This is a genomic window from Prosthecobacter sp., assembly GCF_049294395.1.
In the GTDB taxonomy this organism is placed as follows: Bacteria; Verrucomicrobiota; Verrucomicrobiia; order Verrucomicrobiales; family Verrucomicrobiaceae; genus Prosthecobacter.
Genome location: NZ_JBAQCR010000062.1, coordinates 1 through 16,148 on the forward strand (window position 1 = coordinate 1; position 16,148 = coordinate 16,148).

The following is a 16,148-nucleotide window of genomic DNA, read 5'->3' on the forward strand; positions in this document are numbered from 1 at the left end:
CCAAGCTGCCGCCGCAGTCGGTGGTCATCGTTCATGCCAATGACGTGCTGCCGACGAATGCGGACGGTTCGCTCAGCTTTGTGCAGAACAGCGATCTGTTTTATCTGAGCGGCGTGGATCAGGAGGAGACGATTTTGGTGCTGTATCCGGATGCGGCGGATCCGAAGCAGCGGGAGATGCTGTTTGTGCGCGAGACGAACGAGCACATCGCGGTGTGGGAGGGCGAGAAGCTCAGCAAGGAGCAGGCGAAGGAGCGCAGCGGCATCTCACGCGTGCACTGGCTGGAGGACTTTGAGGTGCAGTTCCGCGCCGTCATGTGCCAGGCGGACCATGTCTTCCTCAACTCAAACGAGCACCCCCGTGCCACCATCCCCACGGAAACGCGGGAGATGCGCTTCACGCAGCGCTGCCAGCGTGAGTATCCGCTGCACGATTTCCGCCGTCTGGCGCAACTCATGCACGAGCTGCGCGTGATCAAGAGCCCGCATGAAATCACGGCGCTGAACGAAGCGATTCGCATCACGGGCGATGGCTTTGACCGCCTGCTGAAGTTTGTGAAGCCGGGAGTGCAGGAGTTCGAGATCGAGGCGGAGCTGTCCCATGAGTTCATCCGCCAGCGTGCGCGCGGCTTTGCCTACACGCCCATCATCGCCAGCGGTGCGAACGCCTGCGTGCTGCATTACATCACCAACCACTGCCAGTGTCAGGACGGTGAGATGCTGCTGCTCGATGTGGCGGCGAACTACGGCAACTACAACGCCGACCTCACGCGCACGATTCCTGTGAACGGCAAGTTCACGCCGCGCCAGCGCCAGGTCTATGACGCCGTGCTGCGTGTCTTCAAAAAGTGCTGCCAGATGCTGCGCCCCGGCGTCATCATTCGCGAGTATCAGGAGGAGGTGGGCAAGCTGATGGAAAAGGAGCTGCTCGGCCTCGGATTGATCACGGAGGAGGACATCGCCAAGCAGGACCCCGACAAGCCGGCGTATAAAAAATACTTCCCTCATGGCACCTCGCATCCGCTGGGCATCGACGTGCATGACGTGGGCCACATGTGGAAGCCCGTGCAGCCCGGCATGGTCTTCACCGTGGAGCCCGGCATCTACATCCGGGAGGAAAAACTCGGCGTCCGCCTGGAGAACAACATCTTCATCGGTGAACACGAAAACATGGATCTCATGGCGCATATTCCGATCGAAGCGGATGAGATTGAAGCGCTGATGCAGGGAAAATGACGAATGCGGAATGTCGAATGACGAATGGTTCTCATTGCGAAGATCGGTCATTTATTCGTCATTGCTTCGCTCTGCTCACCCCTTCGGGACAGCACACGCTTCGCGGTGCTGGCTGTCTCGCTTCGCTCGGCTCTGAATTCGTCATTCGTCATTTCCCATGTCTCTCCCCCGCTTTCACATTTCTGCTTCCGACTGGACCACGCCGCATCTCACGCTGACCGGCGATGAAGCGCAGCATTGTGGCCGCGTGATGCGCAAGCAGCCGGGCGACACCATCGAGATCTTTGATGGTGCGGGACGAGTGGCCGTTTGCGAGATCACGCACGTGACCAAATCGACCGTGCAGGCCAGAATCACCGCTGAAACGCGAGTTGAACCGTTTCAGACGTCGATTCATCTGCTGCCTGCGCTGATCAAAGCTGAGCCTTTTGAGTGGCTGCTGGAAAAGGCGGTGGAACTCGGTGCCGCGAGCATCCAGCCCATCATCACGGAGCGCACGGTGATCCATCTCGATGCGGCACAGACGGAGAAGAAGCTGGCCAAATGGAGGCGGCACATGATTGAAAGCGCGAAGCAATGCCACACGCCGTTCGTGCCTGAACTTCACGCGCCTCTTGCGTTCATTGCGGGGGTGAAGTTTGAAGCCGGACTCAAGCTTATCCCTGCACTCAGCGAGCACTCGCGCACGCTCAAACAAGCGCTGCCTGCGGACAAACCGAGCAGCGTGGCCGTCTTGATCGGCCCCGAGGGTGATTTTACGGCGGAAGAAGAGGCACAGGCTTTTGCGGCAGGGTTTGTACCAGTGACGCTGGGGCCTTTGGTCCTGCGTGCCGAGACTGCCAGCATCGCCACGCTGGCAATACTGGGGCATGAGCTGCGTTGAATCTGGACATCCTTTTGTCTGAGCAGGTGCGTTTAAAAGGTTACCACCCTTACAATGAAACTCATCCTCCAGCTTTTTTGCCTTCTCTGTTTCTTTGTCACGCTGCCCGCAGCTGAGCCGGCGGAGAAGGCGAAGATCGAGACGCTGATCACGCACATTCAGGGGCTCGAAAACGCCACGTTCGTCAGGAATGGCAGCGACTACAGCGCGGCGAATGCGGCCAAGTTTCTCCGGGCCAAATGGGAGCGGAATGACAAGGAGGTGAAGACCGCGACGGATTTCATTGCGAAGGTGGCCTCCGCCTCAGGCACTTCGGGCAAGGCTTATTTGATCCGCTTCAAGGACGGGAAAGAGACGCCGTGCGGGGAGTATCTGACGGCACAGTTGAAGAAACAGTGAGCTGAGGAGTGCAGGCAGGCCCGCACTTGCAGCGGCATGGGCTTCAGGCCATGTTACGCTGCATGGAGGTCCGCAGCTACCAGCCTGCCGATGAGGACCAGGTCATTGACCTGTGGACTTCCTGCGGACTGGTGAAACCGCAGAACAATCCGCGTGCGGACATCCAGCGCAAACTCGCTGACTCTCCCGAGCTGTTTCTTGTGGGGGTGCTGGACTCGCAGGTGATCGCCACCGTCATGGCTGGATATGAGGGTCATCGAGGCTGGATCAATTATCTGGCCGTGGCTCCGCATCTGCAAAAGTCGGGCCACGGACGCGCCCTCATGCGGCACGCTGAAGACCTGCTGCGCCAGCTGGGCTGCCCCAAAATCAATCTGCAGGTGCGCACGACAAACGCCCAGGTGATTGAGTTTTACCAACGGCTCGGATTTGCCATTGATGATGTCGTGAGCCTGGGCAAGCGCCTGGTGGTGGATGAGCCCTTTGAACGGTGAGCCGAAGCCCGAAGGCAATGACTGGTGCCTTAATGCCTTAAATCCGCCGGCGTGTTCGCGTTGTGGAAAAAGGGCATCTGCTCGTCTCCGAGGGCATGCGTGATGGCCAGACCCGAATGGACGGCGGTCTCTATGATGTGCTGGAGCTTGAAGTCTTTCTTGGAAAGCGACTCCCGCATGAGCGGCAGCATGGCGGGGACGTAGAGACCGGCGAGGGTTTCATCGCCGTGCGGACCACGAAAGAACCAGCCCTTCTCCGGGCTCTCGTGCTGGTGAAGCTGCTCGCGCAGAAAGGCGGCGGTCATCCAGGGCATGTCCACGGCGAGGACGAGCAGCGGCATCTGCACCTGCTCCAAACAACGGGTGATGGCACCCAGCGGACCGTCATCCGCGCCGTCGGGATCATGGATGACTTCGACTTCATCGCTGGGGCTGACAAACAAGGGCTGTTCACGCCGGCAGGAGAGCAGCACGCGAGCGGCACCGATCGACTGCAGCTTGTGCAATTGGGCCTGCCACAAATCCTGCCCATGCCAGTGGAGCAGGGCTTTGTCCTGTTTCATCCGGGTGGAGCGACCCCCGGCGAGCAATGCGGCGGCGAAGGGTGTGGTCATGATTTGCGGAGGATGCCGTCACTCAGAATTTTGGCTCGCAGGCCGCCGTGGCCTTTGAGCGCAGCTTCGGCGCCTTCGGCGAAGGCCTGGTTCATCCAGTGGCAGGGAGCGGCCTCCTGCGTGCCGAGAAAACGCACACCCTGCACTTCAAATTCGGTGCCGATGAGGGTGTTGAGGTCGATGCCCTTGGTGATGATGTTGCGTCGAAAGACGGAGGGCGGCACGCCCATGGCGCTGAACTGTTCGCAGAGGCGCTCGTACTGCTCGTGCTCAAAGAAGGTGACCTGCCCTTTGAAGTCCTCCTTCCAGCCGAAATAGCGGTCACCACGCAGGCCTTTGCCAGCCACACATTCTGCCTCCGGCACTTCGATCATGGGCGTGGTGCCGGGTGGCTGGCCGTGATGACCGACGTAGATGTGCTCCGGAGAAAGGAAGATGTGCAGGATTTGCATGCGGGGCTTGAATGTTGGCTCCAAGGTGTGCCCAATCCATACGTCTATGACCGCAACTGAGCAACCCATCCGCATCGGCATCATCGGCGCCGGTGGCATCGTCAAATCCCGCCACATGCCCGGCCTGCGGGCGATCCCGAATGTGCAGATCACCCAGGTGACGAACCGCTCGCTGGAAAGTGCCGAGGCTTTTTGCCGTGAGTTTGCCCCGGAAGCCAAGGCGGTGGAGCGCTGGGAAGAAGTGGCGTCGAGCGATGAGGTGGATGTGGTCTGGATCGGCACACACCCCTACATGCATGCGGAGATGACCTGCTACGCGCTGCAGCACGGGAAGCATGTCTTCACGCAGGCACGCATGGCGGCCTCTCTGCCGGAGGCGAACCAGATGTGGGAGGCGTCCATGCGTTATCCGGAACTCGTCACCGCGATCTGCCCGGCACCGCAGGGCATGCATGGGGGTGAGCTGGTGAAGAAGCTGCTCGCGGAAGGGGCCATCGGCACGCCGCATCAGGTGCTGCTGCACAGTTTCAATGATGCCTGGCTGGATGCGGCCAAGCCCGCGCACTGGCGGCAGCAGTCGGACTTGAGCGGCATTCAAATCCTCACGCTGGGCATTTACACCGAGGTGCTGCAGCAGTGGCTCGGCCACATCCTGGAAGTGGAGGCACGCGGCAATGTGGTGATCCCGGAACGCGCGGGCGTGGAGGTGGATATTCCGGATTTCGTCCACGTGATGGCCAAATTCCGCAGCGGCATCGAGGCCACCATGCTCTTCAGCGGCGTGGCCGCGCATGCGCCGACGGACAAGCTGTGGATCTTCGGCTCCGAAGGCACGCTGAGCTATGACTTCGCCACGGATGATCTTCAGCTGGGCAAACGCGGCGGCAAGCTGGAGTCAGTGCCGGTTCCCACCGAGCTGCAGCGCAGCTGGACGGTGGAGCGAGATTTCATCGCTGCTGTTCGTGATCCGAAAGCCCCGCGACCCAGGCCGGATTTTGGTGAAGGCATGAACTACATGCGTGTGGTGCATGGCGTGTGGCAGGCCATGGATGCCCAGGCTGCGGTGCGCGTGGTGTAATACCATGATCTGTTTAAAACCGGTCTGTCATCCAGTCTCAGCAGACCTGTTCTCGAACAGGCGGGCAGCGCGCGGCACCTGGGCGTAGGGTGGGTGTGTTTGGCGTCGATACCCTGTCATCTTCCATCGCCTCCTCCGCCAAACCGCCCGACTTCGAGGACGTTCGCACGCCACAGTGTCTGCACTACGCTCGCAGACGGGCGGGCTTGCGCCACAACCGTCCTACGGCATGAGATCACGCCATGCGCCGGCGGCCCACGGCGAGGGCGCCGTTCACGACGTGCAGCAGGCCTTCGACCTGGTAGGGCTTTGGCAGCGCTGCGGCAAAGCCGTAGGCGGCGCAGTCCTTCATCACGGCATCATCCCGATAGCCGGAGGAGACGATGGCTAGGATTTGTGGATCAAGGCGACGAAGATAGAGCATGGTTTCCCGGCCGCACATGCCGTCGGGAATGGTGAGATCGAGAATGGCGAGGTCGTAGGGGCGGCCCTGCTGCATGGCTTCCTGATACTGGCGCACAGTCTCCTTACCGTCTCCGGTTTCAACGACTTCAAATGACGCTTTTTCCAAGGCACGGCGCATCAGATCGCGCACCATGAGATCGTCTTCGAGCAGCAGGATGCGTCCGGCAGAGGGTTTGGCGACCGGCAGCGGTCGACTGGGAGTATGAGCCGCAGGCACCGATGCCGCCTCGATCACGCGGCGCATGTCGCCCATGGACTGGTAGCGATGCTCACGATCCGTCATCAAGGCACGAATGATGACGGCGTCGAAACGGGGATCCAGGCCATGCAGCAAGGTCGAAGGTGGCTGCCAGGAGCCGCGTGGCAGTGCTCCCGTGAGCATCTGATACATCAGCACGCCGAAGGCATAGATGTCGGCACGATGATCGACGTCCCGGTGCGCATTGAACTGCTCCGGTGCGGCGTATTCCGGCGTGCCCATGACCATGTGCGTTTCGGTGACCATCGAAGGCGCGCGCATGACGTCCTTGGCCAGACCGAAGTCGGTGATCTTCACCTCGCCCTGGCGCGTGAGCATGATGTTCGCGGGCTTGATGTCACGATGGACGATGCCTTTGGAGTGCGCGTATTCGAGCCCGGCGCAGATTTGCGGCAGCAACTGCAGCGCGAGCTCACGCGTCATGCGGCCAGTGCGCATGATTTCGCCGAGATCGGTGCCATCGACGAACTCCATGACGAAGAACAGGAAGTCGGTGCCGATGTGGCCATAGTCATAGATGGCGACGATGTTCGGGTGGTTCAGCGTGGCCATGGCCCGCGCCTCACGGCGAAAGCGGTCTTCAAAAGCGAAGTCATACCCGTCGCTCACGCGCAGCACCTTGATGGCCACGGGCCGGCCGAGGCTGAGCTGCGTGCCACGATACACGGTCCCCATGCCGCCGATGCCCACCTGTGCCTGCACCGAATAACGCCCGAAGGGCATCATGGCGGACAGCTCCTGCGACGAAGGCGGCGCGGAACGAGTCACGAGGGGAGCGGCGGTGCTGCTGGTAAGTCGCATCAGTCAGGTACTGTGACACACCTGACCACGGGAGCAACAACCTTAAACCTTAGAGTATATTTAGGCCTTCCTGCTCAAGCGGCGGCGGGCTTGCTGGCAGCCGCCAGCTTGCGGGTGTAAATGAAGGCGCCAATGGCCAGTGCCAGCATCGCGATGCCCAGCAGCGGACGGACAAAGATCCAGGCGATGGCGATGACCAGGAAGGAGATGGCACCCGCCAGGACAAACGAGATCAGGCCCGTGCCCATGCCGATGATGTTGCCGATGAAGGGAATCACACTGCCCAGCACGCTGAGCGGTTTCATGATGGCCATGAAGCCGAAGGCCATGAAGAGGAAGCCGAAAAAGCGCACCAGCCAGGTTTCTATCGTGTTCGCTCCCGTTTGCGGGGTGACAAGAAGAACCAGGCTTCCCCGGAAGCTCCACAGCCGGGTCTCCATCGTGTTCGCTCTAGCGACGTCTTTGAACATCTTTTCAGAGCTAACGGTGCCTTCTTCGATGGAATCGATCGCGTCTCCGGCCTTGGTCTGGTAGGGCTCAAAGGTGTCACCGAGCTGAGCCGCCAAGATGCTGAAGGTGCCGGGCTTCACGATTTCAAAGGACACTCGTACATCACCGATCTTCGGCTCTTTGGGGTTTGGGCCGATGTAGAAGGCCCCGTCCTGGATTTTCGTGCCTTCTTTGAGATCCGCGGGCAGCGTGGCCAGATCCGCATCCGTGACCGCACGTTTGATCGGGCTACCCATCTGCTTCACGAAGTCTTCCGGCACGTCGAACGCACCCAGGGTGACCTTCTCGGCGCTGATGTTGGCATTTCCGGAGATCAAGTCGCCTTGGTTGGTGTGGCCTTCGGGCTTTTTGAACTCCGAAGACTTCACCGGCTCATCCACCCATTTTTTGTCGTAGATGTAGGTGGTCGTGGTTTCTTCACAGCCGCCGACTTTTTGCTTCTGCTCGGTCTTCTTGTTCTCCACCCACTGATAAATCTCTTCGGTGCGCACCAGCCGCAGCGCAGGCACGCTGAGGCCGTAATCCGCATCCACCACCGGGCCAGGTGCCTTGGCGTCTCCCGTCACATGCACGAGTTTCTTGTCATTGGCAGGGTCCACTTTGTCTGCGGCCACATGCACCACGGCAGCAGCGCCTTCCTTCAGGCTGTTCGCGGTGGTGACGGCGCGGCCTTCATTCCACCAGAGCAGAACGATCGTCACGGGAATGACTATGATGCCAAACAGGATGCCTTTGATCGATTCGCCAATGCGGCTGAACCAGTTTTGTGAAGTCACTTCAGTAAAGGAGTCAGCCATGGTATTCTAATTGGGTGGATTACGTAAATTGGAGCGAAAGTAACACCCGGCTTCCACTTTTTTCTGTCACACGAAAATACCGGAACCAGTGACAAGGCGGCAAGAATCCGCCGCAGCTTCGTTTGTTAGTCTCTACCCCATGAAAACGCGTTTCCTTTTTCTCCTGCTCGGTGGCTCTGCGCTCGCTGCGGACCCGAATGTCAAGCCCGACGCCGTCGCCGGCAACGAGGCCGTGAAGAAAATCATGGAAACGCGCCCCGGACGCGGGGTGATGCGCGATGACACACCGCCCACGCCGCCCGAGGAGGCGCTGAAGAAATTCAAAACACGCAGTGACGTGGCCATCGACCTCATGGCCGCGGAGCCGGTGGTGGAACAGCCGCTGTATGTGAGCTGGGACTCCAAAGGCCGCATGTGGGTCACGCAGTACCGCCAGTATCAGTTTCCCGCCGGGCTGAAGATCATCAGCTATGATCAGCACCTGCGCGCCAAGTTTGACAAGGTGCCGCTGCCGCCGCCACGGGGTGAAAAGGGGGCCGACAAGATCACCGTTTTTGAAGACACGGATGGCGACGGCTTTTTTGACAAACATGAGGACGTCATCACCGGCCTGAACATCGCCAGTGCCGCACTGCACGGCATGGGCCGCATATGGGTGCTGAATCCCCCTTACCTGCTCAGCTATGCGGATGCTGACTTTGACGCGAAGCCTGACAGCGACACGCCCGAAGTGGAGCTCAGCGGCTTCGGCCTGGAAGACACGCATAGCGTCGCCACGAATCTGCAGTGGGGCATGGACGGCTGGCTTTACGGTGCCAACGGCAGCACAACCACGGGCAACGTCAGCAGCGCCAACACCAAGAATGTGAAGTGGGAGGGCCAGTGCATCTGGCGTTATCACCCGAAAAAGAAGACCTTCGAAATCTACGCCGAGGGCGGCGGGAACACTTTCAGCCTCGACTTCGACAGCAAGGGTCGCCTGTTCTCCGGCACGAACGGTGCCACGCGCGGCATGCACTACGAGCAGGGCAGCTACGGTATCAAAGGCTGGGGCAAGCACGGCCCGCTCACCAATCCGTATGCGTTTGGCTGGTTCGAGCACATGCAGCATCAGGGCGACAACAAACGCTTCCCGCAGGCTTTCACCGTGTATGAAGGCGGCCTGCTCGGCAGCGCCTACGAGGGCAAAATCATCGCCCCGAACGCGCTGCATAACCTTGTCTATGTCAGCGAGCGCATTGCCGACGGCTCCACCTTTCGCACGAAGGATGAAGAAAACCTTCTCAGCACCCCGGACCGCTGGTTCCGCCCGGTCTGGGCTGGTGTGGGCCCGGATGGAGGCTTCTACATGGCCGACTGGTACGACACCCGCCTCAGCCACGTCAGTCCCATCGACGACTGGCACAAGACCAGCGGCCGCATCTACCGTGTGCGGCCTGCGGCAGGTGCGCCGAAGTTGAAGCCGTTTGATTTGAGCAAGGCGAGTGGGGATGAGCTGCTCGGTTATTTGAGCCATCCGAACGAGTGGTTCCGGAAGCAGGCAGTGCTGGAGATCGGGTGGCGGGATTTGAAGGAGCTGAAGCCGAAACTGGTGGAGATGGTGCTAAGCAAAACGGAGCCTCATGCTTTGGATGCCCTGTGGGCTCTGGATGGTTTGCATGCCCTGCCTTTGGAAGGCTGCCTGGAACTGCTAAGTCATAGTGATGCCTATGTGCGTCGCTGGGCTTTTAAAGCTATCGGCGAAGGAGATTGGGATAAGACGAGACCCCATCTTGATCTGGCGGAATGGGTCAAAGAAGAAAAGAACATCGAAGTCCGCGCCCAAATCCTCGCGAGCGCCAAAAAGCTGCCAGCCCAATCTGCACTTCCATTGCTGTGGGCCGGCGATGCGGAAGACATCAGCGGCCATCTGCCCCTGCTTGCATGGTGGGCGCTTGAATCGAAGGCAGAGAAGGAACGCGCCGCCGTCTTCGCTTTCCTCAAGAGCGACACCGCCTTCCTCAAGACCACGCTCTTCCGCGACAACCTCGCTGAGAAGCTGGCGAAACGCTATGCGCTGGCGGGTGGCGAAGAGAACTTCCAATCCTGCGCGGATCTGCTTGCGCTGACAAACGACGACACCCTGCGTGGCAAGTTCATCGCTGGCATCGCCTCCGCCTTTGAAGGTGCGGAAATGCCGAAGCTGCCGGAGTCGCTCACGAAGGCGCTCAATGATTACATGGCGAAACAGAGCGGCGGAGATCTCACGCTGGCACTGCGCAGTGGCAGCGCGGATGCGTTGAAGAGCGCGCTGAAGCTGCTGGAAGACAAAAAGGCGAGCAGCACCGCCCGCATCGCCATCGCGAAAACGCTGGCTGAACTCGGCAAGCAGGAAGCGGTGATGCCGATGGTGAACATTTTGAAGGCCACCAACCCGCCGGGCCTCAAGCGCGGCATTCTCCAGGCAGCGGCCAAGTTTGATGACAAACGCATCCCCGAGGCCCTGCTGCTTGGCTGGGAAGGTCAAATCGCCGGAGACAAGGCGCTGCGCGAAGATGCGCTGCGTGTGATGGCCGGGCGCAAGGAGTGGGCGCAGATTCTGATGAACTTCGTGAATGAATGGAAGATTCCCACCAAGCACTTCACCGTGGACATCGTGCGCCAGCTCAGCCTGCACAAAGATCCGGAGATTGATGCGGCCATCGACAAGCATTGGAAGGGCCTGCTGGCCACGGGCCCCACGCCGGAAAAGAAGAAGGAAGCCGAGCGCATCAAGGCCGTGCTCAAAACCGGCCTGGGCAATGCCGACAAAGGCAAGATCCAGTTCATGGCCCGCTGCTTCATCTGCCACAAGCTCTTTGGCGAAGGCGGTCAGATCGGCCCCGAGCTCACCGGCTATGACCGCAGCAACGCCGACTTCTGGCTGGACAACCTCTTCATGCCCAGCATGGAAATCCGCGAGGGCTTCGGGGCCTACATCGTGAAAACGAAGGGCGGCCAGATCCTCACTGGCCTCATGGATGCGCAGGACGCCAAGGGCATCGTCATCAAAGACATGGCCAACAACAAAACCGCGCTCAAGCAAACCGACATCGAATCCATGACCGCCTCCCCCATCTCCCTCATGCCCGAAGGCCTCACCACCGGCATGAGCGATGCGGATTTGAAGGACTTTTTTGCGTATCTGATGAAGAAATAATCCACCTCAGCGATACCACACGCCAAAGCCGCGCAGCCAGGTGGCTGCGACGCCGAGCAGGAGGGCCAGAGTGCCGAATTCTCCGGCGAAGGGCAGGTGCAGATCGGCAAAGACATCCAGTGTAGCGTAGAGAGCGCCCACACCGGCCAGCGCGGCTGCCACGCCATAGACGTGGCGGCCAATCCAGTGGTCATTGGTGAAGGCGGCGGCGTTGACCACGGCGGCGAAGATGCAGGTCAGGGCGGCAAATCCACCCTCGGCCCCGAGATGCCAGGCAAAGCCGAGCACGAGGCTGGAGATGGAGGCGAAGATCAGGCCGCCCACCACCACGCCCTCCCAGTACTCGCGTGGGCGCAGCGCCTCACGCGCGAAACGATCCATCACAATGAAGGCCGAACTCAATCCGCGCGCCAGATGCGCCCACAGCACGAACATCAGCCATGCGCCAATAACGACCGCGCCGAGGATGGGCGAGACGGTCTTGAGGTAGCTGCTGACTACCTTGTAGCAGATGAAGCCACCGAGCATGATGGCGGTCTGCCGGCCTTCCGTGAACTGGTTCATGAAGTGCGCGAACTTCAGCTGCAGGCGGTAAGGCCATGACCGTGCACGGAAGGACTCGATGAGGCCCAGGCGCGCGTTTTCATTCATGGGGTTCAGCCGCAGTGCCTCAAGGAAATGCTGGTTGGCTTTTTTGTGATCCCCCTTCATCACGGCCATCCAGCCGGCGCTGGTATGTGCGCTGTCGTCTTCGGCATTGCGCTCCAGCTGGTATTTGATGAGGTCCTGGTTGTCGCCGTCCTTCTTCTGCAGCAGCAGCGCGGCGGAGAGCACCTCGGCGGCCATGGTGTTCTCGGTGTCGAGCGATAGCGCCGCACGGGCCGAGGCTTCCGCTTTCGGGTAATCACGCAGACGCAGGTGCAGGCGTGAGAGAACGGCGTGGCTGAAATCGCTGTCGGGATCGAGATTCACCGCTTCCTCAGCCTGCTGCAGCGCCGCTTTGATCGCGGCGTTCTGGCCGTCTTTGGCATTCGCATTCAAAGCGAGCGCCAGGACGCTGCGGGCGAAGGGATTTTCCGGTTCGAGCGCCACGGCGCGCTGGGCCGCATCGATCGACTTTGGCGCGGTGTCATCCTCCTGCATCCAGCACAGCGCGAGCATGATGTAGCTGAGCGTGTGATGCGCATCGAGCTCAAGCGCCTGCTTGTAGCAGGCAATGGCATCCTGCGTGCGGTGCTGGCTTTGCAGCAGGCGACCGCGGGCGAAGGCCGCATCTGGGGAGGGATGAAAATCGTCAGACATGCGCTGCCAGGGGTTCAGCGCTTCATGAGGCCGAGGTGCTTCAAGACGTCATCGTAAAAGCCGCTTTGGTTGGAATACATCGCGTAATTCTTCGCGCTCTCGAACCAAGCCTTCGTCGTGGCCTTGTGGCGGCCTGCGGCTTTGATGAGATCCTTGGTGGTCAGCGGGATGACCTTGCCGGTGCGCATGACCTTGTTCATCACGTCTTCCGTGGCGAGATCAAAGACCGCCTTGAGATCCGCACCGGAGAAGCCGTCGGTTTTTTTGGCGAGCGCACGTGGATCGAGTTCACCGATCGGTTTATTCTTCGCCATGACTTCGATGATGGCGGCGCGCCCCGCTTCATCCGGCGGGGGCACAAACAGGGTGCGGTCAAAGCGGCCCGGACGCCGAAAGGCGGGATCGATGTGCCAGGGGGCATTCGTGGCGCCGAGGATGAGCACGCCGTCGTTGTTCGACTCCGCGCCATCCATTTCAGAGAGGAAGGCATTGATGAGATTGCGACCGGCGCTTTGACGCAGATCACGGCGGTCTGCGGCGAGCGCATCCACTTCATCGAAGAACAGAATGCTGGGTGCGTTCTGACGAGCGAGCTCAAAGACCTCGTGCATGTTTTTCTCCGAGCCGCCGATCCACATGTCGAGGATCTGGTGCAGGCCCAGGGCGATGAAGTTGGCATTGATCTCGCCGGCGGTGGCCTTGCTGATGAGCGTCTTGCCCACGCCGGGCGGGCCGTAGAGCAGTACTCCGCCGCCCACTTTCTTGTCGTAGGCCTTGAACAGCTCCGCGTGCTTCAGCGGGTAGATGATCTTCATTCGGATCTCCTCCTTCAGCGCCTCCATGCCGCCGACGCTGGAGAAATTGAGCTCTGGCTTGCCGAATTCGGCCAGTCCGAGATCAAAGGCGGCACCACCGCGCGGATGGCCGTCATCGTCGTCTTTCTCCTCCTGCACCGATTCGATGAGAGTACCGCTGGATGTCATGGCCCCGCGTTTGCGCCCTGAGTTGTCATCCCCGGAGGGTTTGATGCCGTGCAGATCTTTTTCGATCCCGGGGTCCGCCAAGGAGCGGTTCAAGGCGATGCCTTTGTCATACATCGCTTTGGCCTTTTGCAATTCGCCCTCAGTGATGTGAATGCGTGCGAGCAGCAGATAGGCTGCGGCACAAGTGGGTGTGTCGGCCACGATCTGCTCGGCGCGCACCGCGGCCTGAGAGGTCTTGCCTTGCAGCAAAGCGACACGGGCGAGGCCCAGACGTGCGTCTGCGTGGGCAGGGTCGTCTTTCAACACACGCTGAAAGCTCTGCTCAGCCTCATCCAGCAGGCCATCATCCAGGCAGGCGTCCGCAAAAAGCATCAGCAGCGGCGCATTGTCGGGCGAATGTTGGAGTGCTAGCCGAAGAGCATCGAGGTTTTGAGCCATGTGGCAGACTCCTGCGTGGGGTGGCTGAGGTGGCAAGGTAATTTAATTTCCCAACGCACGCCGGTACGCCGCGATCCTGCCAAGGTAGGCCTGCCACTTGGCACCCGGGCGACCATGCTCCATCAGGAAGTGCGGGCAGTTTTTGTGACCGAGATTGCGATGGTCATCGTGGCGGATCATGAGCCAGTGCTGATGCGGGACGACGTGGTTCAAAGGAATGTTGTACTCCTTCATGAGCCAGGCGGTGAGACGCGCGGTTTTGTCCAGGGTGCGGGCGCGGTCATTGCCCCGGTTTTCGCACATTTCGATGCCGATGGAGGTGCGATTGCCGGGGCCGTCATAGTCGGCGTGTTCGCCGCGCTCATTGGTGGGCATGCTTTGGTAGATGGAATGATCATCCACGGTGAAATGCCAACCGATGTAGCCGATGGCATTGTGACGCCCCTTGATCGCGCCGGTTTTGATCATCTGAGCATGCGCATAGGCTCCGGCCCCCCGCGCATAGTTCTCCGTGGCATGGATGGTGATGTAGGTGGGCCGCATGGGCCGATACTTCCGACGTGCGTAACGGCCACTCGGTATCAAATCGACCGTGACCCCGGGGGGAGTGCCTTGTGGAACGATGACCGAACAGGAGCTCAAAAGGGCCGCAATAAGAGTGTAGCAGGCGATGTGGCGGAATTTCATGGGTTCAATATGAGCAGTTTACGTGACAAGATCCGCTTCCGGTCCCATGTCGTTGTCGAGTTTAGGTAGTTTTTGGTTTCCCTTGGTTTTCGCCGTGCTCGGGCAAGGATGCAAAGATTCTCAATTCCGCTCTTCAAGGACGGCATTTTAACGCGTGGAAAATTTTTACGCCGTGGAACCCTTGAATCTCCGGTGTGAAACGCGTTTTAGCACAATGGATGGGAAAAAGATCTGGCCAAAACACTATATCTTGTGCATGATCCGCCTCGGTCCGCGTCCTATCTAGAATTTATGACGCATGCCGGATAATTTGTCATTTTCGATAAAATTCTAATAAACACCCTTCACTCTGCAACGAAACCGTCATGGAAAAGATCTACAAGATTGGCAATCGCGAGTTCCCACTCGATCAAGATAAAGCAGAGGCCGCCTTCGCAGCGAAGATGGTGATCAATGGTCGCAAGAGCATGACATTCAACCTTCTCCCACTGAAATATCAGTGGGCTTATGACCTATATCGGATCATGAAGGCCAACCATTGGGAGCCGGAAGACATTCAGATGCAGAAGGATGTGGAACAATGGCGCTCCAACGAGGTTTCCCAGAATGAACGCTGGATCATCATGATGGGCATTGGCTACTTCAGCGCCGCTGAAGGCATCGTGGGTGACAACGTGCAGCATGTGGTGCGCGAACTGGTGACCGCCCCCGAATTGAAGCTCGTTTTGGGCCGCCATGCCCATGAAGAGAACATCCATGCGGATTCCCTGCTGTACATGATTTCCTCCCTGGGCATCAACCCGCATGAGTGCGAGGCGATGTTTGAGCAGATCCCGACGATCGTGAGGAAGAACGAATTCGTCACCAAGCACTCCAACAACCTGCGCCGCGATCTGGACCTCACGCTGCTCGAGAACAAGCAGCTCCTGGCCAAGAACATCTTCGTCTTTGGCCAGTGCATGGAAGGCACGCAGTTCTACGGCCTGTTTGGCATGATCCTGAGCCTGTACCGCCAGAACAAGTTCCCCGGCATCGGCCAGATGTTCCGCTACACGCTGCGCGATGAATCGAACCACATCGAAGTCTTCCGCAATCTGTTCATGGACCTCATCGAGGAAAACCCCGACATCTGGACCGCTGATTTCCGTGAGGAACTGCTCAACATCATGCGTGAAGGCGTGGCGCTGGAGAAGGAATTCATCCGTGACTGCCTGCCGGTGAACGCCGTGGGCCTGAGCGCGGAAGAATTTGAGCGCTACACCGACTACATCGCTGACCGTCGTCTGGACGGCTGCGGTCTCCCGGCGCTGAACCCGGGCATCACCAATCCGCTGCCATGGCTGGCGGAGCTGATGGACATCAAGAAGGAGCAAAATTTCTTTGAGGGCAAGGTGACCGACTACCAGAAGTCCTCCGCGCTCGCCGCCTGTTCCGACGACGATCTTTAATTTCTTTAGATCTTTAATTTATCATTACTGGCCGACTTTTCGCTGGCGTTCCTCCAGTGAAATTTCCTTCGGCCCATTGCCCCTTTCCGCTCATCCCCTGCTCTCGTTAATCTTAAACTTGGACC

Annotated in this window: 14 protein-coding genes; 7 read left to right on the forward strand and 7 right to left on the reverse strand. The window is 59.5% G+C overall.

Translation table 11 applies throughout. The features are described from left to right. The 4 genes from WAW39_RS04300 to WAW39_RS04315 form a co-directional block, all read left to right on the forward strand. On the forward strand, positions 1–1,235 hold a 1,235-nt coding region (locus WAW39_RS04300), incomplete at its 5' end, for an aminopeptidase P N-terminal domain-containing protein (RefSeq protein ID WP_422316134.1). Between the two features lie 157 nt (positions 1,236–1,392). Next, the gene (locus WAW39_RS04305; protein WP_422316136.1) at positions 1,393–2,118 is read left to right on the forward strand and encodes a 16S rRNA (uracil(1498)-N(3))-methyltransferase; all 726 of its coding nucleotides are present in this window, start codon (positions 1,393–1,395) and stop codon (positions 2,116–2,118) included. Positions 2,119–2,172: 54 nt separating this feature from the next. After that, positions 2,173–2,517: a DUF5329 family protein gene (locus tag WAW39_RS04310; RefSeq protein WP_422316138.1), complete on the forward strand. Its 345-nt coding sequence runs from the start codon at positions 2,173–2,175 to the stop codon at positions 2,515–2,517. 62 nt (positions 2,518–2,579) lie between these two features. Further along, the gene (locus tag WAW39_RS04315; protein ID WP_422316223.1) at positions 2,580–3,011 is read left to right on the forward strand and encodes a GNAT family acetyltransferase; all 432 of its coding nucleotides are present in this window, start codon (positions 2,580–2,582) and stop codon (positions 3,009–3,011) included. A gap of 29 nt (positions 3,012–3,040) precedes the next feature. On the opposite strand, the gene mobA is transcribed toward WAW39_RS04315, so the two are convergent. Further along, positions 3,041–3,625 (reverse strand): molybdenum cofactor guanylyltransferase, encoded by a 585-nt coding sequence (gene mobA / locus WAW39_RS04320; protein ID WP_422316140.1) that lies wholly within the window; start codon positions 3,623–3,625, stop codon positions 3,041–3,043. Continuing rightward, positions 3,622–4,077 carry an MOSC domain-containing protein gene (locus WAW39_RS04325; protein ID WP_422316142.1) on the reverse strand — a complete coding sequence of 152 codons (456 nt, stop codon included), beginning with the start codon at positions 4,075–4,077 and terminating at the stop codon, positions 3,622–3,624. The genes mobA and WAW39_RS04325 overlap by 4 nt, the downstream gene beginning before the upstream one ends. 46 nt (positions 4,078–4,123) lie before the next feature. Here WAW39_RS04325 and WAW39_RS04330 point away from each other — a divergent pair, with 46 nt between their 5' ends. Continuing rightward, positions 4,124–5,155 (forward strand): Gfo/Idh/MocA family protein, encoded by a 1,032-nt coding sequence (locus WAW39_RS04330; RefSeq protein WP_422316144.1) that lies wholly within the window; start codon positions 4,124–4,126, stop codon positions 5,153–5,155. 235 nt (positions 5,156–5,390) lie between these two features. Here WAW39_RS04330 and WAW39_RS04335 read toward each other — a convergent pair whose 3' ends face one another. Together WAW39_RS04335 and WAW39_RS04340 are read right to left on the reverse strand one after the other, a co-directional pair. After that, positions 5,391–6,680: a protein kinase domain-containing protein gene (locus tag WAW39_RS04335; RefSeq protein WP_422316146.1), complete on the reverse strand. Its 1,290-nt coding sequence runs from the start codon at positions 6,678–6,680 to the stop codon at positions 5,391–5,393. A gap of 74 nt (positions 6,681–6,754) precedes the next feature. Continuing rightward, entirely contained in the window at positions 6,755–7,987 is a 1,233-nt protein-coding gene (locus WAW39_RS04340) for a TMEM43 family protein (RefSeq protein ID WP_422316148.1), read from the reverse strand. Between the two features lie 139 nt (positions 7,988–8,126). Here WAW39_RS04340 and WAW39_RS04345 point away from each other — a divergent pair, with 139 nt between their 5' ends. Beyond that, the gene (locus tag WAW39_RS04345; protein ID WP_422316150.1) at positions 8,127–11,165 is read left to right on the forward strand and encodes a DUF7133 domain-containing protein; all 3,039 of its coding nucleotides are present in this window, start codon (positions 8,127–8,129) and stop codon (positions 11,163–11,165) included. 6 nt (positions 11,166–11,171) lie between these two features. On the opposite strand, the gene WAW39_RS04350 is transcribed toward WAW39_RS04345, so the two are convergent. From WAW39_RS04350 to WAW39_RS04360, 3 genes are read right to left on the reverse strand one after another with little or no spacing between them, the layout of a single operon-like run. Then, positions 11,172–12,467, reverse strand: a complete 1,296-nt coding sequence (locus WAW39_RS04350) for a tetratricopeptide repeat protein (RefSeq protein WP_422316152.1) — start codon at positions 12,465–12,467, stop codon at positions 11,172–11,174. A gap of 14 nt (positions 12,468–12,481) precedes the next feature. Further along, the gene (locus WAW39_RS04355; RefSeq protein WP_422316154.1) at positions 12,482–13,888 is read right to left on the reverse strand and encodes an AAA family ATPase; all 1,407 of its coding nucleotides are present in this window, start codon (positions 13,886–13,888) and stop codon (positions 12,482–12,484) included. A 42-nt stretch (positions 13,889–13,930) separates the two neighbouring features. Then, complete coding sequence (locus tag WAW39_RS04360) at positions 13,931–14,575, reverse strand: N-acetylmuramoyl-L-alanine amidase family protein (protein WP_422316156.1); 645 nt, start codon at positions 14,573–14,575, stop codon at positions 13,931–13,933. Positions 14,576–14,940: 365 nt separating this feature from the next. Here WAW39_RS04360 and WAW39_RS04365 point away from each other — a divergent pair, with 365 nt between their 5' ends. Further along, a complete protein-coding gene (locus WAW39_RS04365) occupies positions 14,941–16,023 on the forward strand; it encodes a ribonucleotide-diphosphate reductase subunit beta (RefSeq protein ID WP_422316158.1) in 1,083 nt (360 codons plus the stop codon). The last annotated feature ends 125 nt before the right edge of the window (positions 16,024–16,148 follow it).